Genomic DNA, 25194 nt, shown 5'->3' with positions numbered 1-25194 from the left:
AGCGTATCGGCGATTCTATAACAGTCGTCATAACCATGAATCTCTGGTTCCGCCTGCTCCACCTGCTGCTGTGCAGCCTGTTCCGGCCGAAGCTGGAGGCGCCGTTCGGGGTCTCGCGGCTGCAGTTCCGGGTGCTGCCCAACGATCTGGACAGCAACCTGCATATGACCAACGGCCGCTACTGGAACATCTTCGACCTGGGCCGGCTGGACCTGATCCTGCGCATGGGCCTGGGCCGGGTGGCACTGCGCGAGAAGTGGGCACCAATCGTCGGCGCCGGCACCATCCAGTTCCGCCGCGAGCTGAAGCCGTTCCAGCGCTTCACCCTGGAAACGCGCCTGGTCGGCTGGGTCGGCTCGCGCGGCATCATGGAGCAGCGCGTGCTGATCGGGCCCGAGCAGAAGATCGCCACCCGTGCGCTGCTGGTCACCGGCATCTACGACCGTCGCGCGCGCCAGTTCCTGGGCATGCCGAAGATGATGGAAGCGATCGGTGTGGTTGCCCCGCCGTCACCGCCGCTCAGTGCAGCCGCCGAGGCGCTGCTGGCTGCCGATGCCGCATTGAAGCAGGACGACGCCTGAGGCACCTCAGCCTACCTTCGGCATGTTCTTGGTCACGCAATGGATGCCGCCACCGCCACCGGCGATCGCATCGATGTCCACCTGTTCGATCACACGACCGGGATACATGTCTTCCAGTAGTTCACGGCAGTAGCCATCGGCTGCGTCGTCACCGAACTGCGGCGCGACCACCGCGCCGTTGATCGGCAGGTAGTTGATGTAGCCCATCGCCAGATCATCGTTGTCGCGGGTATGCACGTTGTCGCGTCCGTCCAGCGGCGGCGGCAGCGTGTGCACCTGCAGACGACGGCCATCGGCATCGGTGGCGCCGCGCAGAATCTCCAGGTGCTCGCGGGTCAGATCGTAGTCGTAGGACTCCGGATCGTCGTCCAGATTGGCGATCACCACGCCCGGACGCACGAAGCGCGCATAGAAATCCACGTGTGCGTCAGTGATGTCCTCGCCGGCGATGCCGGGCAGCCAGATCACCTTGCGCAGGCCGAGGTGGTGCATCAGCTCGGCCTCGATATCCGCGCGCGACCAGCCGGGATTGCGATTGCGGTTCACCCAGCAGCTTTCGGTGAGGATGGCCGTGCCATGGCCATCGACTTCGATGCCGCCACCCTCGCCCACCAGATCGCTTTCCAGCAGCGTGGCACCGGTCACCTGCGCCAGCCACGGCGCCACCGCACCATCGTTCCGTGCGCTCTGCTTGCCGCCCCAGCCGTTGAAGTTGAAATCAACCAGGCCCAGCCCGCCCTTGCCATCGGTGACGAAACATCCGCCGTAGTCGCGCACCCAGATGTCATCCAGCGGCACCTCGAGGAACTCGATGTTGTCGCGGCCGCAGCGATCCTGCGCCAGCTTCCGCTGCGCCGGGCGGCACAGCACACTAACGGGCTGGTGGCGGGCGATGGTGCGGGCCAGGCGTGCCACGGCGGTGTTCACCGCATCGGCCTGCGCGCCCCACACCCGCGGTTGCGCGGCGAAGGCCAGGAAAACGCGTTCCTGCGGCCCGTGCTCGTCCGGCATGCGCCAGATACCCGCACCCGGCCCCGCTGCGGATACGCGCGTCGGCAGCCCTGTCAGGCCGAGGGCGGCCAGGCCGCCAAGGCCAGCGGCGCCCGCCAGCTGGGTGAGGAAGTGACGACGGCTGCTCATGACGGGCTTCAGGGCCGGTGTGGGATGGACCTATGCTGCGCTTGCGTATCGATAAGCACAAACGATAGATTCAGCCACCAATTGAACAGTTTTACTTATCTGAAATGCTGAAGCATTGGCCACCGCTGAACGCGCTGCGTGGTTTCGAGGCCGCCGCCCGCCTGGGTAGTTTCCACAGGGCGGCCGAGGAACTGCACCTGACCCAGTCGGCCATCAGCCAGCAGATCCGGGGTCTGGAAGCCTCGCTGCAGCAGCCGTTGTTCTTCCGGCAGGGCCGCAGCGTCACCCTCACCGACGCCGGCATCGACCTGCTGGAAACCACCCAGTCCCTGCTGCGGCAGCTGGCCAGCGGCATCCGCCGGCTCGATCAGTACCGCAAGCCGAATCAACTGATCGTCAACACCAGTCCAGCCTTTGCCCGGCATTGGCTGGTGCCGCGCCTGGCCAGCTTCCACCGCCTGCATCCCGACGCCGACCTGTGGCTGCTGACCAGCGAGGAGGCACCGGATATGACCACGCAGACGCTGGACGTGGCGGTACGCGATGACCTCGACTCACAGGCGCAGTGCCAGCATCGCGTGCTGCTGCAGGATCGCCTCTTTCCGGCCTGCCATCCGGCCCTGCTCGCCACGCCGGTGCACGAACGCCTCACCCTGCATGGCGAGCGCGAAATGGACTGGAGCCAGTGGCAGGTACAGGGCGGCGCCGATGTCGGCCAGCGCCGCGAAGGCATGAACTTCTCCGAACCCGGGCAGCTGCTGGATGCTGCCTGCCAAGGGCTGGGTATCGCCCTGGTCAGCGAGCTGCTGGCGGCCCGCGCCTGCGATCAGGGGCTGCTGCAGCCGCTGGATGAGGCACGCGTGCGCGGCCCGCGCTGGAGCTGGCTGGTGCATGAGGACAGCGCGGCCGATCCGCTGGTGATCAGTTTCTGTGAGTGGTTGCTGGCGAGTCTGCCCGCAGAAGCTACTTCTGCTGCAGCGCGCGCTTGACCGCCGCCTCGGCCAACGGCGCCATCACCGCATAGCCCTTCGCCGTGGGATGCACGCCATCCTCGGCCAGCTGCGGATCGAGTCCTCCGGCGGCATTGGTCATCGGCGTGTAGTAGTCCAGATAGACCAGCTGCTGCGCATCGGCATAGCGCTTCAATGCCGTGTTCAATGCACGCACCTTCGGCGCTGGCGCTGTTCCCGGCAGCCACGGGTAATCGCTGACCGGCAGCACCGATGCCAGCACCACGGCGATGCCATGTGCACGGGCCAGGTCCACCATCGCATGCAGGTTGTCTTCAATCATCGCCTGCGTGGACGGGCCGGTGTTGCCGGCAATGTCGTTGGTGCCGGCCAGGATCACCACCACCTGTGGCTTCAGTGCCAGCACGTCCTGCGGGAAGCGCACCAGCATCTGCGCCGTGGTCTGGCCGCTGATGCCGCGGTTGAGCCAGCCCTTGCCGGGGAAGAATCCGGCGCTGCCTTCCGCACCCCAGCCTTCGGTGATCGAGTCGCCGAAGAACACCACGCGCGGCTGGCCCGGCACGGCCGCAGGCAGTCGCGCGTTGGCATCACGATAGCGCTGCAACTCCGGAAAATCGGCCAGGCGCTGCTGCATGAAACGAACCTCGTCGGGGCGCAACTGGTCGATGGGCGTCTGCAGCAGCGGATTGACTGCGACGACTTCGGCGGCACCCAGCGGAGAAGCCAACGCGAGGCCCAACGTCACGACGGTTGCAGCGGCAAGCTCAACAGGTCCACGCATGCGGGTACTCCTGAAATCATCTTGCGCAGTCTAACGCCCTGCCCTGTGCTCAGCGTGCAGCCGTACGCGCCGCTACACCCGTGACTTTCGCCGGCATCCACATGCCCGGCGTCCAGCCGCTGGCGGCGAGGATCGTTTTCGGGTTGTCCTGCTGGATCAGCGCACGCACCGCATCACGCTTGTCCTTGGCCTGCAGGTAATAGGCCTTGGCGATGCGGTAACCCACCCAGTACCCCAGGTCGTAGGGTTCCTGCGAGCCCGGCTTGTAGTTGTACAGCCACGGCGACAGATCGGTGCTGTCCAGATCCAGCGCGAACGCGCTTTCGATATGCACTTCCCGGCCACGGGTCCAGGCCGCGTGACGCCCATTGCCGACGTTGCCGGAAATCAGCTCGGTGATGAATTCGGCGATGCCCTCGCCCAGCGAAACACGCAGCACTGTCGCGCGCGGGTCACCCGGCTCGAAGTCGATCAGGCCGGTCTGCTGGATGTGCACGTATTCGTGTGCGATCACATGCACGAAGCGATCCTGCACATTGGCATTCATGAAGTCGGCCGCGCACAGCGCTTCCAGACCAATGATCACGCCGCTTTTAGAGGTCAGCCCGACCGGCCGGCCGCGGCCCACCGCGATGGTCACCGGCGGGAACCGGGTCTGCGGGTAGATCGCCTGCAGGTTGGAAAACACCTGCGTCAGGCGTTGCTTCACCGCGGGCAGTTCGGCCAGGCAGTTTCGTCCCTGTGCATACAGCTCGGGCTGGCTGGCGATGGACTCGGCAATGCCTTCGGGAGTGACCCGGCGCGCCTTGGCCAGTTCGGCCAGGCCGGCCGAACCCTCGGCCAGGTATCCACGCAGCTGCGCAACGCTGGGCTTGCCGCCAGCGCTGTCATAAAGTGCATAGAAACGGCTGACATCCTCGGTGAGGATCTGCGGCCCTGCCGGTACCGCTGCGGTGGCCACGCCTACCGCCCCGGCATAGGCCAGGGCCAACAGGCCGCGCAGGATCATGAACATCGCTCCGTCCTTGGTGGAGTGCATGCGAAGCGCGCAATCTATCACTCCGCCCGGCCCACTGCAGCAGGCGGATGCGGGCGCACCGGCGCTGTGCCAGACTCGCTTCGGCACCTGCCATGGAAGATGGAGCACCGCACGATGATGATCGTTCCCGCGTATTGGGCCGAAGCCCGCCTGCAGGCCCGTTTCCGTGGCCGGCCGGTGGTCGTGCGCCGCTTCGGCTGGTCCGACGAAGGCCCTGCCGAGGCGCAGGTGCACGCCGATCGCCGCGCCAACGAAGCCCTCAATGCCATCCTCGCCGGGCAGGCGCTTCCTCGACGCGAAGTGCGCAGCAACTACGGCGTGGAGGGTGTGCCGATCCGCGAGCAGATCGTGCAGCGCGACGGCGACGTCATCATTACACGCAACAGCTACGGTGCGCTGTGCCTGAACACCCCGGACGTGCTGTTCGCCGACATCGATCATGCGCAGCCACCTGCCGGTTGCGTGATGCCTGCAATCATCGCCGCAGTGCTGCTGTTCGCTGGCGCCGTCATCGGCACTCTGATCTGGCACTGGCTGGTGGGACTGGTGCTGGGGGTGGCAGCGGTGCTGCTGGTCAACACGGCGATGCTGATGCAGCGCAAGCGGCGCCTGGCCGCGGCCGGTGGCGCCGAAGGCGTAGCCCTGCAGCGGGTCGCGGCCTTCAGCGAACAGCATCCGGACTGGCATCTGCGTACGTACCGCACGCCGGCTGGATTGCGCGTGCTGGCCATGCACGCCACGTTCCTGCCCGAAGACGAGCAGCTTCAGGCGTTCTTCAGAACGCTGGGCGCCGACACCCTGTACGCGCGCATGTGCCGGCTGCAGCACTGCTTCCGTGCGCGCCTGACACCAAAGCCGTGGCGCGTTGGCCTGAGGTACCGCATCCGTCCGCCGGTGGCCGCGTGGTCAGCCGAGCAGGCCAACAACCCGGATCGCCTGGCCTGGATTGCCGAGTACGAAAAGAAGAGTGCCGGCTTCGCCGCGTGCGCCTACCTGCGCAGTTTCGGTGATACCACGCGCATCCATGCCAAGGCCGAGCACGTGCGCGAACTGCACGACCGGTTGGCGCATGCGCAGGACCGCCTGCCGTTGGCGTGAGCTCGGGTGCTCAATCAGCGCTCTGCACGAACGGCTGCCCTGCCAGGGTAGTGCCCAGCCGCACCGCAATCTGCTGTTCACCCTTCTCGAAGGTCGTCGCGCACTGCTTCCCGCCCTTCTGGCACCCCACTTCCGGAAAGCCCTCCAGCGATTCCGGCGCGCCCTGCGCCGGCTTCACCTGCCATCCCGCAGCATCCAGCAGGCGCTTGGCCTTGGCGTAGGGCATGCCGGCGATGATCCCCAGCTGCGCCAGCTCGGTGGGCAGCGACTGGGCATGGGCGTTTGAAACCAGGACCAACGACAACGTTGCAGCAAGAACGATGGCTTTCATTGCACCGACCCGGGACGAACTCACAGGGCCAGCCTAGCCCATCTGCGTGGCACGCGAATGTGCCGGTAACACGTCGTTACCGAGTCTCCACAGTTGATTGCAGAGCACGTGCGGCTGGTTACAGCCGAGCGTGGGCTCGGCGCTACAGCAGGATGCAGGAAGGCCACCCGGAGGTGGCCTTCCTGTTCCTTCACTTGGCGTTCTTCACGTAGGTGTCGAACCAGTTCAGCATTTCCGACACCAGCTGCTCGTTCGACTCCAGCGCGGTGTACCAGTGCGGTTCGTTCGGCAGCATCACCAGGCGGGTGGTGCCGCCGTTGCCACGAATGGCCTGGTACAGCTTGCGCGACTGGAACGGCTCGGTGCCCGGGTTGGCGTCGTCCTCGCCGTGGACCAGCAGCAGCGGCAGCTTGATCTTGTCGGCATAGAAGAACGGCGAGGCCTTCAGGTACACGTCCTGCGCCTGCCAGACCGAGCGGCGTTCGTTCTGGAAGCCGAACGGGGTGAAGGTCTTGTTGTACGAACCACTGGTCGCCACGCCGGCCTTGAACAGCTTGGTGTGCGCGATCAGGTTGGCGGTCATCAGGCCACCGTGGCTGTGACCGGTCACGCCGATGCGGTTGCGGTCGACCACGCCCATGTCCACGGCCTTGTCCACCGCCGCCTTGGCGTCGGCTTCCAGCTGCTCCAGATAAGTGTCGTACGCGTTCTTCGGGTCCCCGACGATCGGGAACGAGGCGTTGTCGATGATCGCGTAGCCGGCCAGCAGCATCAGGCGGTACGGCTGCAGACGGGTGAAGGTCTGCTGCGAACCGGACACCTGGCCGGCCTGCGCGGCATTGGCGAAGTCGGCCGGGTACGCATACAGGATCGCCGGCACGCGCTGGCCTTCCTTGTAGCCCGGCGGCGTGTACAGGGTGAACGACAGGTCCACGCCGTCGGCACGCTTGTAGGTCACCAGCTGCTTCTTGATCTGGCGCACCTCCGGGGTCGGGTCGACCAGCTTGGTCAGCGCGGTCGCGGTGGACGCGAACTGCGCCTCGCCGGTCTTCGCATCAGCCACTGCCTCACCCTGCTGGCGGATGAAGGCGTTCGGAGGATCGATCACCGACTGGTGCCAGGTCAGGTAGCGCCCCGGCGTGCTGCTGAAACCGAGGAACTGTTCGTAGGCGTCGGCACTGCTGCGGAACAGGCGCTCGCTCTTCAGGGTGCCCAGGTCCAGGCGGTCCAGGAACGGACGGTCGCCCTGCGGCGACGCGCCACGGCCGCTGAGGAACACATGGTTGCCCTCACGGCGCACCACCTGCGCGCCATTCGGCAAGCGGGTAAAGACCAGGTTGCCGGGGTTGCCATACAGCTCGTCGCTGGACATGTCCCACAGCAGGCGGCCTTCCTTCTTCGGCTGGTCCACATCGACGATGCGGGTCTGCATCCAGTGGCGGTTCTCGTCGTTCTCGTACTGGAACGCCACGGCCGGATCGGCGGTCCACGCGAAGCCCTCAAATCGCTGCGCGGTACGGGTGATTTCGGTCGGCTTGCCGTTGAACGGGGCCTTCAGCATCAGCACGCGGTCGCGGTGCGGCACGTTGACCTTCCAGTCGCCCTTGTCCAGTGCCTCGGCATAGACCAGAGTGGCCGGATCGGTGGCACGCCAGTCGAAGCCACGCGGGCCTTCCGGCACGCCATGCACCGGTACGCGGTCGGCCAGCGGCAGGCTGGCAATCGGCGTGGATTTGCCGCTGGCGATGTCCAGCACGGCCACGTCGTTGGCGAAGCGCTGGTAGGTCACCGCATGCGAGTACGGCGCCTTGATCGATTCGGTCAGCACGTGCACGCCATCGGGTGCGGCGCTGACTTCGTTGAACAGCGCCGGCTGCCCGACCGGACGCACGCTGTTGGCGGCGGTATCGACCACGGCCAGCTGCGAGGCACCGTAATAAGCGAACAGCTTCTCGTCATGCACGCTGGTCAGCGTGTCGCGGGCTTCGTAGGTGCTGCTCTCGCCACTGCTGCCCAGCGACTCCTGTGCATCCGGGCCGGTCGGTACGCCGCCGTTGGAAGGTGCCGGGCCCTGGTTGGCCGGTACGAGTTTCACCAGCAGGTTCTGGCTGCCGCCCAGCCACTGCACGGTGTAGCCGAAGATCGGGTTCAGCTGCACATTCGGCACCTGCTTCACCTGCCCGGTGGCCGCATCGCCCACCCACAGCTGCACGCTGGTATCAACCGCATTCTGGAAGGCGAAATGGCTGCCATCGGCCGACCACAGCGCGCCGGTGGCGCAGCCCTGCGGCAGGTTGACCTTGGTTTCCTTGCCGCTGCCGATGTCGACCAGGGTGAAGTCGGCCACGCAGGCCGGAATGCCGTAGCCACCGGGCGTGTCATGGCGGCTGCGGTTCTTCGGCTCCAGGCGCACGCCGGCCAGCTTCAGGTACGGCTGGGCGACGCGGCTGATCGACGGGTAGGTTTGCGCGGTGGTCAGCAGCAGGCGCTGGCCGCCCGGGGCCACGTTCGGCGCCGGCGGCGGCGGTGCCTTCAACACCTTGAGCAGGTGTTCCGGCGGCTTCGCGTAATCGGCAAGCGCCGGGCCAGCGGCCAGCAGGCCGACGGTGGCAACGGCAACCGCCGCTGCCAGAGAGGTTCGACGGATGAGCATCCTTATCCCCTGAGGTGTGAATGGGCGCCCGGAATCGGGCATGGACCCGAATCTAGCACCGCAGGGGTTGTCGTGAATGGGCCGGAAGGACTAGTGGCCGGATGGGGCAAAGTGCGGCTCCGGGAGGTGCCGGGGCACTGCCGGCACCTGCCAGGCATGGCCTGGCACTACTGCTGCGCGTGCAGGTCCCAGGTGGCCAGGTAGTCGGGGTCGACCACGATCATGCCGCTGGTGCGCATGCGGTACTCGCCGGGTTCGGCTGGTTGGTACTGGTCCAGCATCGGTGGCAGGTAGCGCTCGTGGCCATCATTCTCGTCGGCCAGCACCACGCCCTCGTCGGCGCTGATGCGCAACACCGTGCCGGCGTACTGCTCCAGCCCCTTTACCTGACCGTCGCCGCCATAGCGGGTAACCCCGACCAGTACGACCTTGCCGATCATTTCTTCCGCCTTGGCATCGTCCAAGGTCGGCAGAATGGGAGTGAATTCGTCGCTCATCGGTGCACCTCCGTAGCCTGCAGGACATCGTGGATGAGGTTTCCGCTTCGCAGTGCGCGTCGCTGGCAGCCGAGCAGGTACCCAGCCTGGAGCCTCTGCATCGAGAGTGCCAGTACGCCCATGAACCCAAGGGTTCCTGTAGCAGGATGCTGCCATCGCAGGCGGAAGGGACAGGTGAAGGCCGAAATCGGTCCTCGCCGGTCAGAGGGTTGCGCCTGCACCCACGCTAGAATGCACGCATGCGCACCGTACATGCCCTCCGCTACATCACGCCCTTGCGGGAAGGTGGCTCCCTGCCGGCCGTGGTCGAGACCGACGACGACGGCATGGCCGTGCTGAAGTTCCGTGGCGCCGGCCAGGGCCCGAAAGCGTTGATCGCCGAGCTGATCGCCGGCGAGATGGCACGCACGCTGGGCCTGCCGATTCCGGAAATCCTGTTCGTCGAGCTGGACCGCGAGTTCGCCCGCACCGAGCCCGACCCGGAAATCCAGGAGCTGATCCGCGCCAGCGAAGGCCTGAACCTGGGCCTGGACTACCTGCCCGGTGCGATCAATTACGATCCGGCGGCAATGCCGGTGGATGCCGACCTGGCCTCGCGCATCGTCTGGTTCGATGCGTTCACCAGCAATGTCGATCGCACCACGCGCAACCCGAACCTGATGGTGTGGCATCGAAAGCTGTACCTGATCGATCACGGTGCGGCCATGTACTTCCATCACGACTGGGCCAACGCCGGCGATGCCTGCGAAAAGCCGTTCGTGTTGATCCGCGACCATGTGCTGCTGTCGTTCGCCAGTCGCATCGCCGAGGTGGATGCCGAGCTGGCCGCGCGCCTGACCGATGCCGAGATCGAACGCATCGTCGGCCTGGTGCCGGACAGCTGGCTGGTCAACGAGCCGGCGTTCGACAGCCCCCAAGCCTACCGCCAGGGTTACATCGATTATCTCAAGCACCGCCTGAAAGTGCGTGCGGTGTTCGTGCAGGAGGCCATCCGTGCCCACGCTGCACACGTATGACTATGCGGTCATCCGCGTGGTACCGCGGGTGGAACGCGAGGAGTTCATCAACGTCGGGGTGATCGTCTCCTGCCCTGGCGCGCGCCATCTGGAAGCGGCCATCGAGATCGATCCTGCGCGCCTGCGTGCCTTCGCGCCGGCGCTGGACCAGGAGGCGCTGCAACCGTGGCTGGATGCGATCGTGGCCATCTGCCGTGGCGACGCCAACGCCGGGCCGATCGCGCAACTGCCCGCGCGTGCCCGCTTCCACTTCCTTACCGCCAAGCGCAGTTCGGTCGTGCAGATGTCGAGCACGCATGTGGGCCGCACGACCGACCCGGCGGGTGTGGTGGAACACTTGATGACGAAGATGGTGCGGGTGCCGGCACCTAACGCGTAGCGGCGACTGGTAGAGTCGACTGTTAGTCGATTAACGCACGCAGTGCGGGCTCTTCGGCGGCATTGATTAAGGCAGTCGACTAACAGTCGACTCTACCGGGTCGACTCTACCCGGTCGACTCTGCCCGGCCGACTCTGCCCGGTCGGTTCCATCACCAAGCACGTTCGCCTGCCGACTCAAGCTCGCTCAACGGCCAGCGGCACCATCCGTACGGATGGTCACCGATCTGCGCGGCAAGACCGGCTCGAACGGGATTTGCCAGAATGTAGCAAGCGTGCCTGTGCAGCGACGCGTCACTGCGGATCGCATGATCGTGATAACCCGCCTGCCAGATTGCACCCTGGCTCCCTCGCCGCCGGTTGATTAGAAAGCTGCTGCGCGCCTTGAAGCGCTGCACGCAGTAGCCCAGCGAATGGCCACGTAGTTGAGCCAGCCAGTGGATGTGATCCGGCATGATCACCCAGGCAAACGATGCAGTCAGGCCTTCCCGATCCATCGATCCGAGGAGCTGCATGGCAAGGTCGGCATTGGCAGGGCTATCGAAAACACGATGGCGGTTCCGGCACACCATGGTGATGGTGTAGACGTTGCCGACTATGGATCGGCGGCCGGCAAGCAGTTGAGGGCTGGGCATGAGTTCGAGAATGCCCGCCAGGATGGATGCTCGACATCGGTTCACTGCCAACGTCAGGATCAGGGATCATCTTGATGCAGCGTCCGGGGATGTGGAGTCGCCTGGGTAGAGTCGACTGTTAGTCGACTATCGCGCGAAGCGCGGGCTTTCCAGCATGGGAGAGAAGAGCAGTCGACTAACAGTCGACTCTACCCAGTCGGCTCTATCCAGTCGACTCTACCCAGTCGGCTCTATCCAGTCGACTCTACCCAGTCGGCTCTATCCAGTCGGCTCTATCCAGTCGGCTCTACCCAGCCGGTTCTACCCCGTCGGCCCTACCTGGGCAACGCAAACGCAATCACGTAATCGCCGTTCGGGGTTTCCATGAAATGGTGGCCGCCGGCCATGATCACCACGTACTGGCGCCCGCCCTGCTCGTACACCATCGGGTTGGCCTGGCCGCCGGCAGGCAGCTTGGCATGCCAAAGCTCCTTGCCGGTCTTCAGATCGATGGCACGCAGCAGGTCATCGGTGGCGGCGGCGATGAAGATCAGGCCGCTGGCGGTCACTACCGAACCGCCGTTGTTCGGCGTGCCGATCTCGATCGGCAGGCCGGAACGGATGCCGAACGGTCCGTTGCCGCGCGCACTGCCAAACGGACGGTCCCACAGCAGTTTGCCGGTGCGCAGGTCGATGGCACGGATACCGCCATAGGGCGGCTGCTTGCACAGCAGGCCGGTGAACGGCAGCCGCCAGCCGGCGTTGACCTGGATGGCGTAGGGCGTACCCACCTGCGGGTCGCCCGCGCCTTCGGCACCGCCCTGGTCGAACCGGACCTTCTCGCGTGGCAGCCAGCCCAGCCGGTCGGCCTCCGCGCGTGGCACCAGCCGGTTGTAGTTGGGCATGTCGTTGTAGTTGGCCACGATCACGCCGCGGCGCGTATCGATGGACACGCTGCCCCAGTCCGAGCCGCCGTTGTAGCCGGGGTACTCGATGGAATGGCGCTCGCTGCTCGGCGGCGTGTAGAACCCTTCGTAGTACGCCTTGCGGAACTGGATGCGGCAGACCAGCTGGTCAATCGGGGTGATGCCCCACATGTCACGCTCGGTCAGGTCATGTTCGCGGCGCAGCGTGTGGTACAGCGAAAACAGCTGGGTGGGAGAACGCTGCTCGGGTTCGACGCCGCCGACCGGCACCTTGCGCTCTTCGGCGGCAGTCAGGAGCTGGCCGTTGCGGCGATCGAGGATGTACATGTCGCCCTGCTTGGTCGGCAGCAGGATCGCCGGCACCTTGCCCGCCGCCGTCGGGTAGTCGATCAGGCTGGCCTGTGAACCCAGGTCGTAGTCCCACACATCCTTGCGCACCGCCTGGAAATGCCAGACCGGCTTGCCGGTGGCCACGTCGATCGCCACCAGCGAGGTCGCATAGCGATTCTGGTTCTCCGTGCGCGAACCACTCCAGTAATCGCCCGCGGCATTGCCCAGCGGCAGGTAGACCAGGCCCAGCGCCTCATCACCGGTGGCCGTGGTCCACATGTTGGGGGTGCCGCGCGTATAGGTCTGCTCGCGCGGAGGCAGACCGCTGCGCTCGGGCTGGTCCATGTCCCACGCCCAGCGCAGCTTGCCGGTGATGGCGTCGTACGCCTGGATCACGCCTGAGGGCGCATCGCGGCGCTGCCCGTCCAGCACCTGATGACCGGTCACGATCACGCCGCGCACGATGGCCGGCGGCGAGTTGATCGACACGTAACCCGGTGGCACCTCGCCCATGCCCAGGGTGATGTCGACCTGGCCGTTGTTGCCGAAGTTGGCGCAGGGGCGGCCGCTGTCCGCATCCACCGCGATGATGCGACCGTCCAGCGTGCCTTCAATGATGCGCGCCCAGCACGCCGGTCGACTGCCCGGTGCAGCACTGCGGGTGACACTGGGCGGCGGCTCCGGCAGGGCCAGATCGGCAGCGACATCGGCCAATGCCGCGTCGGCAAGGGTCGGCGTGCTGGGCTGCTCGTAATAGCTCACACCACGACAAGCAGCGGTATAGGGAATCGAGGCATCCTTCACCTTTGGATCGAACCGCCACAGTTCCTTGCCGCTGGCAGCATCAAGCGCGATCAGGCGGTTGCGTGCGGTGCACAGGTACAGGCGGTCGCCGATCTTCAGCGGCGTGGTTTCGGCACCCCAGCGCTTCTTCGGCATATCCCCGGTACGGAACTGCCAGGCCGGTTGCAACGTGGCCACATTGGCCGGGGTGATCTGCTGCAGCGGCGAATAGCGGGTGCCCGCATTGCTGCGGCCCCACGCCGGCCAGTCGCCCTCGGCGGGCTGGTCAGCCGGCTGCAGGCCCGTGGTATCGCGCGTAGGTTCCAGCCCGGCGCTGACTGCGCCTTCCGGGAACGGCAGGTGCCCGTCCACTTCCCCATGCGGCGCAAAGGCCAGGCCGAAGGCGGCCACGAACACCAGCATCAGCACGCCCGCCACGCTGCGCGACAGGCGTTTTGAAACCGGCTCGCGCAGCGTCGGCGCCAGCAGCGCCAGCACGATGCCGAGCGCGGTCACCAGCCCGAGCCGCGGTACCCAGCGCCAGTAGTCGCTGCCTGACTCCCACCAGGTCCACAGCAGCGTGCCGATGAACACCAGCGCATACAGCAGCGCGCCGCTGCGGCGGTTGCCGAACAACAGGATTCCGCTGGCCAGCAGGCCGAGTCCGGCGATGGCGTAGTACGCCGAGCCGCCAAGGCTGAGCAGCCACGCGCCGAGCCCGCCGATGACCAGGCCGAGCACGACCAGCAGCAGCGACAGCACGGTGACGAGGGGATGCCGGGAGGCGCGGACGGGAGCAGGAGCGGACTGCGGCGTGGCGGACATCGTCGATCTCCGGGGGCAGCATGCGCCGTTATCCCACCGCCTGCGTGAAGCGCGCGCGTATGCGTGGCACCCGGATACGACGACGCCGGCACAGGGCCGGCGTCGTCGGGTACCTCAGGCTCGCGGCAGGATCACTCCTGCGCGGCGTCCTCGCTGCTGGCAGCAGCCGGTGCGCCGTCGGTCGTGGCCGGGGCGGCGGCAGCCACCTCGTCCTCGTCCTCGTCGATCGAGGCATCCATGCGCTCCACCGCCTGCAGCTTCTCGTCCTTGGAGAGGCGGATCAGGGTCACGCCCTGGGTGTTGCGGCCGACGCGGCTGATTTCCGAGCCACGCGTACGCACCAGGGTGCCACCATCGGAGATCAGCAGGACTTCGTCGCTGGAGCCCATCAGCACCGCGGCGACCAGCTTGCCATTGCGCTCGGTGGTCTGGATGCCGATCACGCCTTGCGTGCCACGGCCCTTGCGCGGATAGTCCGGCAGCGGGGTGCGCTTGCCATAGCCGTTCTCGGTCGCGGTCAGGATGTACTGAACGCTGGCGTCGTCGGCGCCTTCGATCACCGCATCGCCATTGGCGGCGGCTTCCTCGACACCGCTGTCGTCCTCGTTCTCGTCCTCGATGCCACCGGCACTTTCGGCCACGATCAGGCTGACCACTTCCTCGCCGGCCGGCATCTTGATGCCCCGCACGCCGGTGGCGGTACGGCCCATCGAGCGGACCTTGTCCTCGCCGAAGCGCACGGTCTTGCCGTTGGAGGCGAACAGCAGGATGTCGCGCTGGCCGTCGGTCAGGCCGACGCCGACCAGCGCGTCGCCCTCATCGAGGTTGATCGCGATCTTGCCGCGCGCCAGACGGAAGGCGAACTCACCCAGCGGGGTCTTCTTGACCGTACCGTTCTTGGTGGCGAAGAACACGAACTGGCCATCGGCGTAATCGCGCACCGGCAGTACGGCCTGCACGCGTTCACCCGGTTCCAGCGGGATCCAGTTGATGATCGGACGGCCGCGGGCGTTGGAGCCCGCTTCCGGCAGCTGGTAGACCGGCAGCCAGAACACCTTGCCCGAACTGGTGAAGGTCAGCAGCGTGTCATGCGTGTTGACCAGCCACAGCTGTTCGATGAAATCCTCTTCCTTGGTCGCCGCCGCACTACGGCCACGACCACCACGGCGCTGCGCGCGGTACACGCTCACCGGCTGGCGCTTCACGTAACCGGCATGCGACACGGTGACCACCACGTCTTCCGGCGCGATCAGGTCGAGGATGTCCAGGTCTTCTTCGCTGTGGCGGATCTCGGTACGACGCTCGTCGCCGAATTCGGCCTTCACACTGACCAGCTCTTCGCGGATCACCTGCAGCAGGCGGTCGGGATCTTCCAGGATGTGGATCAGCCCGGCGATCACTTCCAGCAGCTGCTTGTACTCATCGGTCAGGCGGTCCTGCTCCAGCCCGGTCAGGCGGTGCAGGCGCATTTCCAGGATCTGGGTGGCCTGGATCTCGGTCAGCTGGTAGCCGCCCTCGATCAGGCCCACGCCCTTGGGCAGGTCTTCCGGGCGCGAGGCTTCGGCGCCGGCGGCACCCAGCATCGCACCGACCAGGCCCGGCTCCCACACGCGGGCCAGCATGCGCTCGCGTGCTTCGTTCGGGTTCGGCGAGGTCTTGATCAGTTCGATCATCTCGTCGATGTTGGCCAGCGCGACGGTCAGGCCTTCCAGCACGTGGGCACGGGCGCGCGCCTTGCGCAGCTCGAACACGGTACGGCGGGTGACCACTTCGCGACGGTGGCGGACGAACGCCTCCAGCATCTGCTTGAGGTTCATCAACTGCGGGCGGCCATCGACCAGCGCCACCATGTTGATGCCGAACACCGATTCCATCTGCGTCTGCTGGTACAGGTTGTTCAGCACAACCTCGGCAGATTCACCGCGCTTGATCTCGATGTAGATGCGCATGCCGTCCTTGTCGGACTCATCGCGCAGCTCGCTGATGCCTTCGATCTTCTTTTCCTTGACCAGCTCGGCGATCTTCTCGATCAGACGCGCCTTGTTCACCTGGTAAGGAATTTCGGTGACGATGATCGACTCACGGCCGTTGTCGGCCACTTCGATATCGGCCTTGGCACGGATGCGCACGCGGCCACGGCCGGTGCGGTAGCCGGCGACGATGCCGGCGGTGCCGTTGATGATGCCGGCGGTCGGGAAATCCGGGCCCGGGATGTACTCCATCAGGCCGTCGACGTCGATTTCCGGGTTGTCGATCAGCGCGATGCAGGCGTTGATCGATTCGCTCAGGTTGTGCGGCGGGATGTTGGTCGCCATGCCCACCGCGATACCGGCCGAACCGTTGACCAGCAGGTTCGGGAACCGGGTCGGCATGACCGTCGGCTCCAGTTCCTTTTCGTCGTAGTTGGGCTGGAAATCGACGGTTTCCTTGTCGATGTCCGCCATCAGCTCATGCGCCAGGCGCGACATGCGCGCTTCGGTGTATCGCATTGCCGCGGCGGAGTCGCCATCGATGGAGCCGAAGTTACCCTGGCCATCGACCAGCATGTAACGCAGCGAGAACGGCTGTGCCAGGCGCACCAGCGTGTCGTATACCGACTGATCGCCATGCGGGTGGTACTTACCGATGACGTCACCGACGATACGCGCCGACTTGAAGTAGGGCTTGTTGCTGTGCGCGTTGAGTTCATTCATCGCGAACAGCACGCGGCGATGCACCGGCTTGAGGCCGTCGCGCGCATCCGGGAGCGCGCGGCCCACGATCACGCTCATGGCGTAATCGAGGTAGCTCTTGCGCATCTCGTCTTCCAGGTTGACCTGGATGATTTCCTTGGCGGTTTCTGCCATTCGGGTTCCGTTGTCTGGTAGCGGTCCAGTCCGGCGCAGCCCCCTGCGGGAGGGGGTCGTGCCGGAACCTCGATTCAACCTGCGGATATTACCACAACAGGCCGTTTTCCGCCTCCCTTTACGGGTATTTTACCTGCACAAATCAGGAACTTAGGGGGTTGCCGGCCCGCGGCCGGCACCACCGGGGGCGGAGGTCACGCGGCCCCTCCCCCCGCGCGTCAGCCGCCGAAGGCGGCGCGCATGTTCTCCGGGGTCGGGTTCAGGATCACGCCGCGCTCGGTCACGATGGCGTCGATCAGCTCACCCGGGGTGACGTCGAATACCGGGTTCCAGGCAGCGATGCCCTCTGCCACCGTGCGGGTGCCGCCCACGCCGTACAGCTCGCCCGGATCGCGCTGCTCGATCTCGATCTGGCTGCCGTCCACGGTCTCCATGTCCACCGTCGAGGACGGCGCCACGACCATGAACTTCACGCCGTGATGGCGGGCGGCGATGGCCAGCTGGTAGGTCCCGATCTTGTTGGCGGTATCGCCGTTGGCGCAGATGCGGTCGGCACCGACGATCACCCACTGCACAGCGCCGGTCTTCATCAGGTGCGAGGCGGCTGAATCGGCGATCAGCGTGGCGTCAATGCCATCCTGCTGCAGCTCCCACACGGTCAGGCGCGCGCCCTGCAGCCACGGACGGGTCTCGCCAGCGAACACGCGGGCAATGCGGTGCTGGGCCATGCCGGCGCGGATCACGCCCAGCGCGGTGCCGAAGCCGGCGGTGGCCAGCGAGCCGGTGTTGCAGTGGGTCAGCACGCCGCTGCCGGCTTCGATCAGGCCTGCGCCCAGCGCGCCCATGTGGCGATTGGCGGCCAGGTCTTCCTCCGCGATGGCCTGCGCTTCGGCCTCCAGCTTCGCCTTCCAGTCAGCACCGGCGGCATTCAGGCAACGGCGCATGCGCGCCAGCGCCCAGGCCAGATTGACAGCGGTCGGACGCGAAGCGTTCAGACGCTGCAGCGCCGGTTCCAGCTGCTGCAGCGCGTGCGCACCGTCTGCGGCCTGCACGTCACGTGCGGCCAGCACCACGCCCCAGGCGGCGGCGATGCCGATGGCCGGCGCACCGCGCACGGTCAACGCGTGGATGGCCGCAGCCACTTCGTCACTGTCATGGCAGACCACATGCTCGACCACGAACGGCAGCTTGCGCTGGTCCAGCAGTTGCAGGGCATCGCCGGTCCACAGGATCGGGCGGATATGGTCGTAACGGGCGTAGTCGATGTCGGAGGCAGTGTTCATGGGCCCATTGTAGGGCCACGCCCCCCGGGGTTGGAGCCCGCCCGGGCTCAATTCACCGAGAACTCGGCGCGGCAGCCACCGTCCACCCAGATGCCGTTGCGGCTCCAGCCCCAGGTACTGCCTTCCTCGCACGGCGTGCTGGACAGCTGCTCGGAGACGGCGGCACCGACCGAGATGCTGGCGCCGCAGAAACGGCGCTTCTTCGACTTCGATTCACAGGTCAGCCGGCGTGGTACGTCAACGAATCGGCCGTCCTCGTCAGCCACTTCGAAATCCCCCTGGCAACCGCGGCTGGTCCAGACTTCATTGCGCTTGTAGCCCCAGCCCTGCCCTTCGCGGCATGGCAGCGCCGACAGCTGGCGCAGCAGGCGCACTGGCGCGCCATCCAGGCGCACCGGGCAGCTCTGCGGGCGACCATTGGATTCACAACGCACCACGCGACGGACCAGGCGCTTGCCCTCGCTGGCTACCGGCACGGCACCCGCAGCGCGGCGTGCGCGGAACTCGGCGCGGCAGCCCAGCGTGACCCACACGCCACTGCGGTCGGTGCCCCATTCGCTGCCACGGATGCAGCTGCTGTTGGAAAGCTGGCGCACCAGGTCGACGCCGTTGCTGACATCGATATCGCAATGCACCCAGCCCATGTCGCGTGATTCGCAGGTCACCACTTCACCGTCGTAGCCGGCCTGCTGGGCAGATGCCGATGACGGCAGCCAGGCACCCCAGAGCGCGATGGAGTAAACCGGTGCAGCGACAACCGCAAACCACTTGACCAAAGCCTTCCCCAGCAGGAATGGATGAACTGCGTGCCAGTGTCCGGCATCTGCCGTGATAAGAGCATCATCCTGCTTACCGAAGCAAGCGCGGAATCGCGGAATTCCGTTCAGTCTTTGACGTTCAGGAACGCACGTCGCTCATGCGTGGGCAAAGTCGTAGGCCAGCACGTCGGCAATGCGCGGCGTGCGGTTCATCGCCATCAGGAGGCGATCGACCCCCACCGCCACGCCCGCGCACGCCGGCATCGATGGCAGTGCGGCCAGCAGCGCCTCGTCCAGCGCCGGCTGCACCTGGCCACGTTCATGGCGTCGCTGCAGGTCACGCTGGAAGCGCGCGCGCTGCTCGTGGGCGTCGTTCAGTTCGTGATAGCCGTTGGCCAGCTCCACCGCGCCCAGATACAACTCGAAACGCTCGGCCAGGGGCGGTTTACCGGCACGGATGCGCGCAAGCGCCGCCTGGCTGGCCGGCCAGTCATGGACCACGGTCATCACCGCGTCATCGAAGTGCGGCTGGATGCGATGGGTCATCAACAGGTCCAGCCAGTCGTCGCGGGTCAACCCGACCGGATCGATGTGCACATCACCCAGCGCGGCCCGCAATGCAGCCTCATCGGCCTCGAACGGGTCCACACCCACGTACTGCCGGAACAGCTCGCGGTAGCTCAGCACGCGCAGCGTCGCACTGCGCCCGACCAGCGCCAGCGCCTGGGCAACCAGCTCGGCGGTCTCCTGCACCAGGCGATGATGATCCCAGCCAACCCGGTACCACTCCAGCATGGTGAACTCCGGGTTGTGGCGGCCGCCCGCCTCGCCATTGCGGAACACCCGGCCCAGTTCGTAACAGTCACCCACGCCCGCCGCCAACAGGCGCTTGAGCGGATACTCCGGCGAGGTGCGAAGCCAGCGGCGGCGTCCGCCGGCATCGACATGGCCGGTGAAATCGGTATGGAAGCTGTCGATGTTCGGCTCGGTGTTGCCGGCCACCGACAGGATCGGCGTTTCCACTTCCAGCACATCGCGTTCGGCGAAGAAGCGGCGGACCAGCGCATTGAGCGCGGCGCGCTGCTGCAGCGCGCGCAGCAGGGCCTCGCTCACAGGATGCCCTCCGGGCGCGGGTGGTCCAGCGGCAGGGTCAGCAGATCGCGGGTGTCATCGATGTAACCGCTCGCCAGATAGAGGCGACGGGCCAGCTCGTTGTGGTGGTTCACTTCCAGGCGCAGGCGGCTTACGCCACGGCCCCGTGCCCGCTGTTCGCAGATGGCCAGCGCCTGCTTGCCGCGGCCGCGACCACGCGCACGATGGCTCAGGTACAGCTCGTCCAGCAGCATGAAGTGGCCGCCCTGCTCCAGGCTGAAGCCCATCGCGATCACTGCGTAACCGACCACCTCGCCCGCCTCGTCCAGCCACAACAGCACTTCGCCGTTGCGTGGGTCGGCCAGCAGCGCATCCACGCCGCGACGCACGCGCGCGTCGTCGAAGTCGATCCTGTCTTCGGCATAGAACTCGCGCATCAACGCGATCAACAGTTCTTCGTCGGCACGGGTGGCCAGGCGGAAATCCAGTGGGGCAGTCTGCATCGGTATTCCTTTGTGCTTCATGCCGGGTGCCGGGCACCCGGCGGCGTCATCATTCGTGTTCGGCAAGATAGGCCAGCAGGCGGTCCTCATCCCACACCGGCACGCCCAGCGACTGTGCCTTGTCCAGCTTGGAGCCGGCCTCGGTACCGGCCACCACGAAGCTGGTCTTCTTCGACACACTGCCGGAGACCTTGGCACCCAGCGCTTCCAGGCGTTCCTTGGCGGCATCGCGGGTGAGCTGGGCCAGGGTGCCGGTCAGCACCACGGTCTGCCCATCCAGCGGACCCGCCACGATCTCGGCCAGCGCCGGCGCCTTGGCCAGGATCTCCCGCATCGCGTTCTCGGCGGCCAACAGCATCGCACCGTGGCCATCAGCGTCCAGCCATTCGGCCAGACCGCGCGCGGTGTCATCGGGCAGACCGGCGTTGACGAACTGGCCATGCTCGGCATCGAGCACCGCCTGTGCGCCGGGAAGCGCAGCCACCAGCTTTTCGGCGCGCAGGCGGGTGATGCCTGGGATCTCCGACTCGACCAGCAACTGCGCCAGATCCAGCCCTTCGCGCAGCTTGGCACTGGGCGCATGCACATCGGCGATGCGCACCTGGCCGACCTGCAGCAGGTCATCGATGGCCTGCTGGTTGCCCTGCTGCTCGAAGAAGTGGCCAAGCGAACGCGCCACTTCGCCACCGATGTCCGGCACACGCTTGAACAACGGAAACGGCAGGTGGCGGATCAGCTCCAGGTCACCGAACCACTGCGCCAGCGCCTTGGCCGTGCTCTCGCCCACATGCTCGATGCCGAGCGCGAACAGCAGGCGCTCCAGCGTGGCCGCACGACTGGCGTCGATCGCTGCGATCAGGTTGTCGGCCCACTTGGTGGCGATCTTCTTCGTGTTCCATTCGAAGCTGGCCGGCTGCGCCAGCGCCTGCGCGCGCCAGCCCGGATCGTTGCCGTCCAGCTTGAGCACCGCATTGAGCACCGCACCACTGCCCTCGGCGGGAAGGTGCAGCTTCAGCGCCGCTGCCAGCGCCGACGGCTCCTCGGCGTCCAGCACCAGCTTCAAGTGCAGCAGCGTATCGCGGCTGAGCCGGTACAGGTCGGCCACGCTCTTGACGATGCCCGCGTCGACCAGGGTTTCGATGTACTTGTCGCCGAGACCGTCGATGTCCATGGCACGGCGCGAAGCGAAATGGGCAATGGCTTCCTTGCGCTGCGCCGGGCAGGACAGTTCGCCCGAACAACGCCACGCCGCCGCCCCCTCCTCACGCACGATCTCCGAGCCGCACACCGGGCAGCGCGTCGGCATCTGCCACGGCGTGGTGCCCTGCGGGCGGCGGTCGAGAATGACGCTGACCACCTCGGGAATCACGTCGCCAGCGCGGCGCACGATCACGCTGTCGCCAACGCGCACATCGAGGCGCGCGATCTGGTCGGCGTTGTGCAGGGTGGCGTTGGACACGATCACGCCAGCCACAGCCACCGGCGCCAGTCGCGCGACCGGCGTGGCAGCACCGGTGCGGCCGATCTGGATCTCGATCGCCTCCACCGTGGTGCTCTGTTCCTGCGCAGGGAACTTGTGCGCGATGGCCCAGCGCGGCGCACGGGAGACGAAGCCCATCGCCTGCTGACCCGCCCGGTCATCCAGCTTGTAGACCACGCCATCGATATCAAACGGCAGGCCGTCGCGGCGTTCACCGATAGTGCGGTAGTAACCGAGCAGGCCGTCGGTGCCCTCCACCACTTTGCACAGCTCACTGACCGGGAAGCCCCAGGCGCCGAGCTGGGCCAGGGTGCCCGAATGGGTGTCCGGCAGCTCGCCGCCCTGCACTTCGCCGGTGCCGTAGGCGAAGAAACTCAGCCTGCGCTGCGCACTGATCTTCGGGTCGAGCTGGCGCAGCGAACCGGCCGCCGCGTTGCGCGGATTGGCCAGCACCTTGCCGCCCTGCAGGCGCGCACGTTCGTTGTAGGCCTCGAAGTCGGCGCGGGCCATGTAGACCTCGCCGCGCACCTCCAGCACATCCGGCCAGTCCTTGCCGTGCAGGCGCTTGGGAATGTCACCGATTTCGCGCAGGTTGGCGGTCACGTCCTCGCCGGTACTGCCATCGCCACGGGTCGCGCCAAGCACGAAATGACCATCCTCGTAGCGCAGGCTGATCGCCAGGCCGTCCATCTTCGGCTCGGCCGAGAACCGCAGGCTGCGACGCCCCAGGCGCTCATCGATGCGACGCACGAAATCGGCCACTTCCTCGTCGCTGAAGGCATTGGACAGCGACAACATCGGTACCGCGTGGCGCACTTCCGGGAAGCGGCCAGAGGGGCGCGCACCGACCTGCTGGGTCGGGCTGTCGGCACGGGCCAGTTCCGGGTGCTCGCGCTCCAGCGCTTCCAGCTCGCGCACCATCCGGTCGTAGTCGACGTCGGGGATCTCCGGCGCGTCCAGCTCGTGATAGGCGCGGTTGGCCTGGGCGATCTGCCGGCGAAGGTCTTCGGCGCGTTCGGCGGGGCTGGGGCTCATCGGAATCCGGTGGTTCTGGGATGGCCGGGGATTCTACCGCGCCCAGCCGTCAGGCCCTGTAACGCCTCCGCCTTTGCAGCGTCGAGCGTGCTCGACGGGCACTCCCCGCTCCGGCAGGTGCCAACCTTCTCCCTCGTTCCGGCAGGTGCCAACCTTGGTTGGCACATCTGCATGGCGCGACGCCACAAAAAGCAGCTTGCCGCCCACCCTCGCCGGCGCTAGCGTGCGACGGTCTGCCCTTCGGAATCCTGCCCGTGACCCCGCCCGCTTCCCGTCGACGCTTCCTGCAACTGGCCGGAGCCGGCCTCGCCGTCGCCGGCAGCGGGCTGCCGCGGCCCGGCCATGCCCAACCCGCGACAGCCGTCGCCCCGGGCCCCGCCGAAGGTGCGGTGCTGCTGAATTTCAACGAATGCCCCTACGGCCCCTCGCCCGCAGCCCAGCAGGCGGCACGCGACAGCATCGCCGGTTGCGGCCGCTACCGTTTCGCACTGGCCGGTCAGGTGCGCGACGCCTTCATCGAACAGGCGCGCATTCCGGCCGATCACGTGCGGCTCTATCCGGGTTCCAGCGAACCGCTGAACCGTGCCGCCGTGCTGTGGACCGGCCCGCAGGCGGGACTGGTAGTCGCCGATCCGACCTTCGAGACGCTGGGCGAGGTCGCGGCCGCACACGGTGCGCACGTGCAGAAAGTGCCATTGCACGACGACGGCGCACATGACCTGCGCGCGATGGTGGCCGCCGCACACGCGCGCTCGACCGGCCTGCTGTATGTGTGCAACCCGAACAACCCGACCGGCTCGATCAGCCCGCCGGATGAGCTCGCCTGGCTGCTGGCCCACAAGCCTGCGTCCACCCGCGTACTGGTCGACGAGGCCTACCTGCAGTACAGCGAGCAGCCGAGCCTGATCGCGCAGGTGGCGCAGCGCGATGACCTGATCGTGTTGCGCACGTTCTCCAAGCTTTATGGCATGGCCGGCCTGCGCCTGGGCGTGGCGGCCGCGCATCCCGACCGCCTGCGCGAACTGGCCAGCCTGGGCGACAACCCGCTACCCGTGCCAGCACTGGCCGCGGCACTGGCCAGCCTGCAGGATCCTCAGTTGATCGCGCAGCGGCGCCTGCAGAATGCCAAGGTGCGGCAGGCCACCATCGCGTGGCTGGGCAAGCGTGGTTTCAGCTGCGTGCCGTCGGAAGCGAACTGCTTCGTGGTGGATGTGCAGCGCGACGGTGCCGCCTTTGCCAAGGCGATGGCAGACAACGGCGTGATCATCGGCCGCAGCTGGCCGATCTGGCCGCAGCGCGTGCGCGTGACCGTCGGCACCGAGGACGAGATGGCCGCGTTCCGCGGGGCATTTGCCAAGGTCGCCGGCGTACCGGCCTGACCCTGTTGGTGGGGGCGAACCTTGGTTCGCCCCATCCACGCATGGCGTGGATCTACTGTTGTGGGTGCCGACCGCTGGTCGGCACACCAGGGCGCTCACCAGCGCGGGGTCTTGGTCAGCGGCGGCGCCTGGTGCTGGCGATCATAGGCACGCAGTTCGTCACGGATGTGCGCGATGCGCTGCCGGCCGAGAGCGTTGCGGCTGTCGTCCAGCACCACGCCGTCGAGCAGCTCGGCCATGCGCTGCACGGTGGGCAGCATCTTCTCCCAGGCATCCAGCGCGGTCAGCGGCGCCGGCAGGGTCAGGAAGAAGGCGATGGCCGGGGTCTCCATGGCGCGGATGTTGGCCATGTCGAAGCTGCCCGGCTTCATGATGCTGGCCATCGAGAAGATCGGGCCGCGCTCGGGGTGGCCTTCCACCAGGCGGTGGAACACGTTCATGTGGCCGAACACCAGGCCGGTCTTCTCCGCCGCCACCACGATGTCTTCGCCACGCAGCTGTTCGCCGGCGCGAGCGGCCACGAACAGCGACACGATCTTGTCGAAGTCCTGGGTGGCGCGCTTGCCAAGGTCGCTGGCCGCGCCGGCGTCGGTGTCGGCCAGGCCAAGCTCGGCCTGCTCGCCTTCCGAGCCCATGCCCGGCTCTACGCGGCCATCGGCCACAGTGACGCCATCATCGCCCAGCACCGGCTCGCGACGCTCGCCGCCGGTCGGTTCCGCGCTTTCCACGCGACGCCCCTGGGGCTTCTTCTTCGGACGGCCAAACAGGAAGATCGCAGCGATCAACAGCAGGCCGGCGGCCAGGATGCCGATGCGCAACAGTGCCGTGTCGGACATTCGATAGGTTCTCCGGCTA

General features: G+C 66.7%; 21 protein-coding genes. 6 read left to right on the top strand and 15 right to left on the bottom strand.

The window, feature by feature from the left end; genetic code table 11:
- The first annotated feature begins 35 nt into the window (after positions 1 to 35).
- Positions 36 to 581, top strand: coding sequence for a thioesterase family protein (locus tag AC5P9N_RS03655; protein ID WP_049397600.1), 546 nt, complete (start codon positions 36 to 38; stop codon positions 579 to 581).
- A gap of 6 nt (positions 582 to 587) precedes the next feature.
- Here AC5P9N_RS03655 and AC5P9N_RS03650 read toward each other — a convergent pair whose 3' ends face one another.
- Positions 588 to 1721, bottom strand: coding sequence for an agmatine deiminase family protein (locus AC5P9N_RS03650; RefSeq protein WP_005413885.1), 1134 nt, complete (start codon positions 1719 to 1721; stop codon positions 588 to 590).
- Between the two features lie 104 nt (positions 1722 to 1825).
- Here AC5P9N_RS03650 and AC5P9N_RS03645 point away from each other — a divergent pair, with 104 nt between their 5' ends.
- Positions 1826 to 2710: a LysR family transcriptional regulator gene (locus AC5P9N_RS03645; RefSeq protein ID WP_005413886.1), complete on the top strand. Its 885-nt coding sequence runs from the start codon at positions 1826 to 1828 to the stop codon at positions 2708 to 2710.
- On the opposite strand, the gene AC5P9N_RS03640 is transcribed toward AC5P9N_RS03645, so the two are convergent.
- The gene (locus tag AC5P9N_RS03640) at positions 2685 to 3473 is read right to left on the bottom strand and encodes an SGNH/GDSL hydrolase family protein (protein WP_049397598.1); all 789 of its coding nucleotides are present in this window, start codon (positions 3471 to 3473) and stop codon (positions 2685 to 2687) included. The genes AC5P9N_RS03645 and AC5P9N_RS03640 overlap by 26 nt on opposite strands.
- Before the next feature lie 49 nt (positions 3474 to 3522).
- Entirely contained in the window at positions 3523 to 4488 is a 966-nt protein-coding gene (locus AC5P9N_RS03635; protein ID WP_049397597.1) for a DUF2268 domain-containing putative Zn-dependent protease, read from the bottom strand.
- Positions 4489 to 4626: 138 nt separating this feature from the next.
- Between AC5P9N_RS03635 and AC5P9N_RS03630 the strand changes: the two genes are divergently transcribed.
- Positions 4627 to 5610, top strand: a complete 984-nt coding sequence (locus tag AC5P9N_RS03630; protein WP_043034683.1) for a hypothetical protein — start codon at positions 4627 to 4629, stop codon at positions 5608 to 5610.
- Between the two features lie 10 nt (positions 5611 to 5620).
- Here the strand turns inward: AC5P9N_RS03630 and AC5P9N_RS03625 are convergent, their stop codons facing one another.
- The 3 genes from AC5P9N_RS03625 to AC5P9N_RS03615 all read right to left on the bottom strand — a co-directional run bounded on the left by AC5P9N_RS03625 (position 5621) and on the right by AC5P9N_RS03615 (position 9091).
- Entirely contained in the window at positions 5621 to 5941 is a 321-nt protein-coding gene (locus AC5P9N_RS03625) for a hypothetical protein (RefSeq protein WP_005410210.1), read from the bottom strand.
- 190 nt (positions 5942 to 6131) lie between these two features.
- Positions 6132 to 8594 carry a S9 family peptidase gene (locus AC5P9N_RS03620; protein WP_012480743.1) on the bottom strand — a complete coding sequence of 821 codons (2463 nt, stop codon included), beginning with the start codon at positions 8592 to 8594 and terminating at the stop codon, positions 6132 to 6134.
- Positions 8595 to 8761: 167 nt separating this feature from the next.
- Entirely contained in the window at positions 8762 to 9091 is a 330-nt protein-coding gene (locus tag AC5P9N_RS03615; RefSeq protein ID WP_005413891.1) for a hypothetical protein, read from the bottom strand.
- A 239-nt stretch (positions 9092 to 9330) separates the two neighbouring features.
- On the opposite strand from AC5P9N_RS03615, the gene AC5P9N_RS03610 reads away from it, so the two are divergent.
- Together AC5P9N_RS03610 and AC5P9N_RS03605 are read left to right on the top strand one after the other, a co-directional pair.
- Positions 9331 to 10107, top strand: a complete 777-nt coding sequence (locus tag AC5P9N_RS03610; RefSeq protein WP_021202746.1) for a HipA family kinase — start codon at positions 9331 to 9333, stop codon at positions 10105 to 10107.
- Positions 10085 to 10486 (top strand): DUF3037 domain-containing protein, encoded by a 402-nt coding sequence (locus AC5P9N_RS03605; protein ID WP_043034606.1) that lies wholly within the window; start codon positions 10085 to 10087, stop codon positions 10484 to 10486. Before AC5P9N_RS03610 ends, AC5P9N_RS03605 begins: the two co-directional genes overlap by 23 nt.
- A gap of 151 nt (positions 10487 to 10637) precedes the next feature.
- On the opposite strand, the gene AC5P9N_RS03600 is transcribed toward AC5P9N_RS03605, so the two are convergent.
- The 8 genes from AC5P9N_RS03600 to ligA all read right to left on the bottom strand — a co-directional run bounded on the left by AC5P9N_RS03600 (position 10638) and on the right by ligA (position 22966).
- Positions 10638 to 11120 carry an REP-associated tyrosine transposase gene (locus tag AC5P9N_RS03600; RefSeq protein WP_024957222.1) on the bottom strand — a complete coding sequence of 161 codons (483 nt, stop codon included), beginning with the start codon at positions 11118 to 11120 and terminating at the stop codon, positions 10638 to 10640.
- Positions 11121 to 11434: 314 nt separating this feature from the next.
- Positions 11435 to 13963 (bottom strand): membrane-bound PQQ-dependent dehydrogenase, glucose/quinate/shikimate family, encoded by a 2529-nt coding sequence (locus AC5P9N_RS03595; RefSeq protein WP_060380199.1) that lies wholly within the window; start codon positions 13961 to 13963, stop codon positions 11435 to 11437.
- 131 nt (positions 13964 to 14094) lie between these two features.
- The gene (gene gyrA / locus AC5P9N_RS03590) at positions 14095 to 16809 is read right to left on the bottom strand and encodes a DNA gyrase subunit A (protein WP_012480752.1); all 2715 of its coding nucleotides are present in this window, start codon (positions 16807 to 16809) and stop codon (positions 14095 to 14097) included.
- Positions 16810 to 17027: 218 nt separating this feature from the next.
- A complete protein-coding gene (gene mtnA / locus AC5P9N_RS03585; protein ID WP_005413901.1) occupies positions 17028 to 18092 on the bottom strand; it encodes an S-methyl-5-thioribose-1-phosphate isomerase in 1065 nt (354 codons plus the stop codon).
- A 47-nt stretch (positions 18093 to 18139) separates the two neighbouring features.
- On the bottom strand, positions 18140 to 18868 hold the full coding sequence (locus AC5P9N_RS03580; RefSeq protein WP_005410220.1) for a DUF3011 domain-containing protein: 729 nt from the start codon (positions 18866 to 18868) through the stop codon (positions 18140 to 18142).
- A 138-nt stretch (positions 18869 to 19006) separates the two neighbouring features.
- The gene (epmA, locus tag AC5P9N_RS03575; RefSeq protein ID WP_099484304.1) at positions 19007 to 19963 is read right to left on the bottom strand and encodes an EF-P lysine aminoacylase EpmA; all 957 of its coding nucleotides are present in this window, start codon (positions 19961 to 19963) and stop codon (positions 19007 to 19009) included.
- Entirely contained in the window at positions 19960 to 20445 is a 486-nt protein-coding gene (locus AC5P9N_RS03570) for a GNAT family N-acetyltransferase (RefSeq protein ID WP_010480482.1), read from the bottom strand. The genes epmA and AC5P9N_RS03570 overlap by 4 nt, the downstream gene beginning before the upstream one ends.
- 49 nt (positions 20446 to 20494) lie before the next feature.
- Positions 20495 to 22966, bottom strand: a complete 2472-nt coding sequence (gene ligA / locus AC5P9N_RS03565; protein WP_180863455.1) for an NAD-dependent DNA ligase LigA — start codon at positions 22964 to 22966, stop codon at positions 20495 to 20497.
- A gap of 248 nt (positions 22967 to 23214) precedes the next feature.
- Between ligA and AC5P9N_RS03560 the strand changes: the two genes are divergently transcribed.
- On the top strand, positions 23215 to 24339 hold the full coding sequence (locus tag AC5P9N_RS03560; protein WP_099484303.1) for a pyridoxal phosphate-dependent aminotransferase: 1125 nt from the start codon (positions 23215 to 23217) through the stop codon (positions 24337 to 24339).
- 95 nt (positions 24340 to 24434) lie between these two features.
- On the opposite strand, the gene zipA is transcribed toward AC5P9N_RS03560, so the two are convergent.
- Positions 24435 to 25175 (bottom strand): cell division protein ZipA, encoded by a 741-nt coding sequence (zipA, locus tag AC5P9N_RS03555; RefSeq protein WP_005410225.1) that lies wholly within the window; start codon positions 25173 to 25175, stop codon positions 24435 to 24437.
- Positions 25176 to 25194: the final 19 nt, after the last annotated feature.

This window comes from Stenotrophomonas sp. YJH_SMC_6 (assembly GCF_059371335.1).
This window is presented reverse-complemented; position numbering and strand designations above follow the sequence as displayed.

Bases quoted from the DNA above. Each gene is read 5' to 3' on its own strand.
- AC5P9N_RS03630 (WP_043034683.1), top strand. From the start codon at position 4,627: ATGATGATCGTTCCCGCGTATTGGGCCGAAGCCCGCCTGCAGGCCCGT.
- AC5P9N_RS03620 (WP_012480743.1), bottom strand. From the start codon at position 8,594: ATGCTCATCCGTCGAACCTCTCTGGCAGCGGCGGTTGCCGTTGCCACC.
- mtnA (WP_005413901.1), bottom strand. From the start codon at position 18,092: ATGAACACTGCCTCCGACATCGACTACGCCCGTTACGACCATATCCGC.
- AC5P9N_RS03640 (WP_049397598.1), bottom strand. From the start codon at position 3,473: ATGCGTGGACCTGTTGAGCTTGCCGCTGCAACCGTCGTGACGTTGGGC.
- AC5P9N_RS03615 (WP_005413891.1), bottom strand. From the start codon at position 9,091: ATGAGCGACGAATTCACTCCCATTCTGCCGACCTTGGACGATGCCAAG.
- AC5P9N_RS03635 (WP_049397597.1), bottom strand. From the start codon at position 4,488: ATGTTCATGATCCTGCGCGGCCTGTTGGCCCTGGCCTATGCCGGGGCG.
- AC5P9N_RS03645 (WP_005413886.1), top strand. From the start codon at position 1,826: ATGCTGAAGCATTGGCCACCGCTGAACGCGCTGCGTGGTTTCGAGGCC.
- AC5P9N_RS03650 (WP_005413885.1), bottom strand. From the start codon at position 1,721: ATGAGCAGCCGTCGTCACTTCCTCACCCAGCTGGCGGGCGCCGCTGGC.
- zipA (WP_005410225.1), bottom strand. From the start codon at position 25,175: ATGTCCGACACGGCACTGTTGCGCATCGGCATCCTGGCCGCCGGCCTG.
- AC5P9N_RS03600 (WP_024957222.1), bottom strand. From the start codon at position 11,120: ATGCCCAGCCCTCAACTGCTTGCCGGCCGCCGATCCATAGTCGGCAAC.
- gyrA (WP_012480752.1), bottom strand. From the start codon at position 16,809: ATGGCAGAAACCGCCAAGGAAATCATCCAGGTCAACCTGGAAGACGAG.
- AC5P9N_RS03625 (WP_005410210.1), bottom strand. From the start codon at position 5,941: ATGAAAGCCATCGTTCTTGCTGCAACGTTGTCGTTGGTCCTGGTTTCA.
- AC5P9N_RS03595 (WP_060380199.1), bottom strand. From the start codon at position 13,963: ATGTCCGCCACGCCGCAGTCCGCTCCTGCTCCCGTCCGCGCCTCCCGG.
- AC5P9N_RS03570 (WP_010480482.1), bottom strand. From the start codon at position 20,445: ATGCAGACTGCCCCACTGGATTTCCGCCTGGCCACCCGTGCCGACGAA.
- AC5P9N_RS03655 (WP_049397600.1), top strand. From the start codon at position 36: ATGAATCTCTGGTTCCGCCTGCTCCACCTGCTGCTGTGCAGCCTGTTC.
- AC5P9N_RS03610 (WP_021202746.1), top strand. From the start codon at position 9,331: ATGCGCACCGTACATGCCCTCCGCTACATCACGCCCTTGCGGGAAGGT.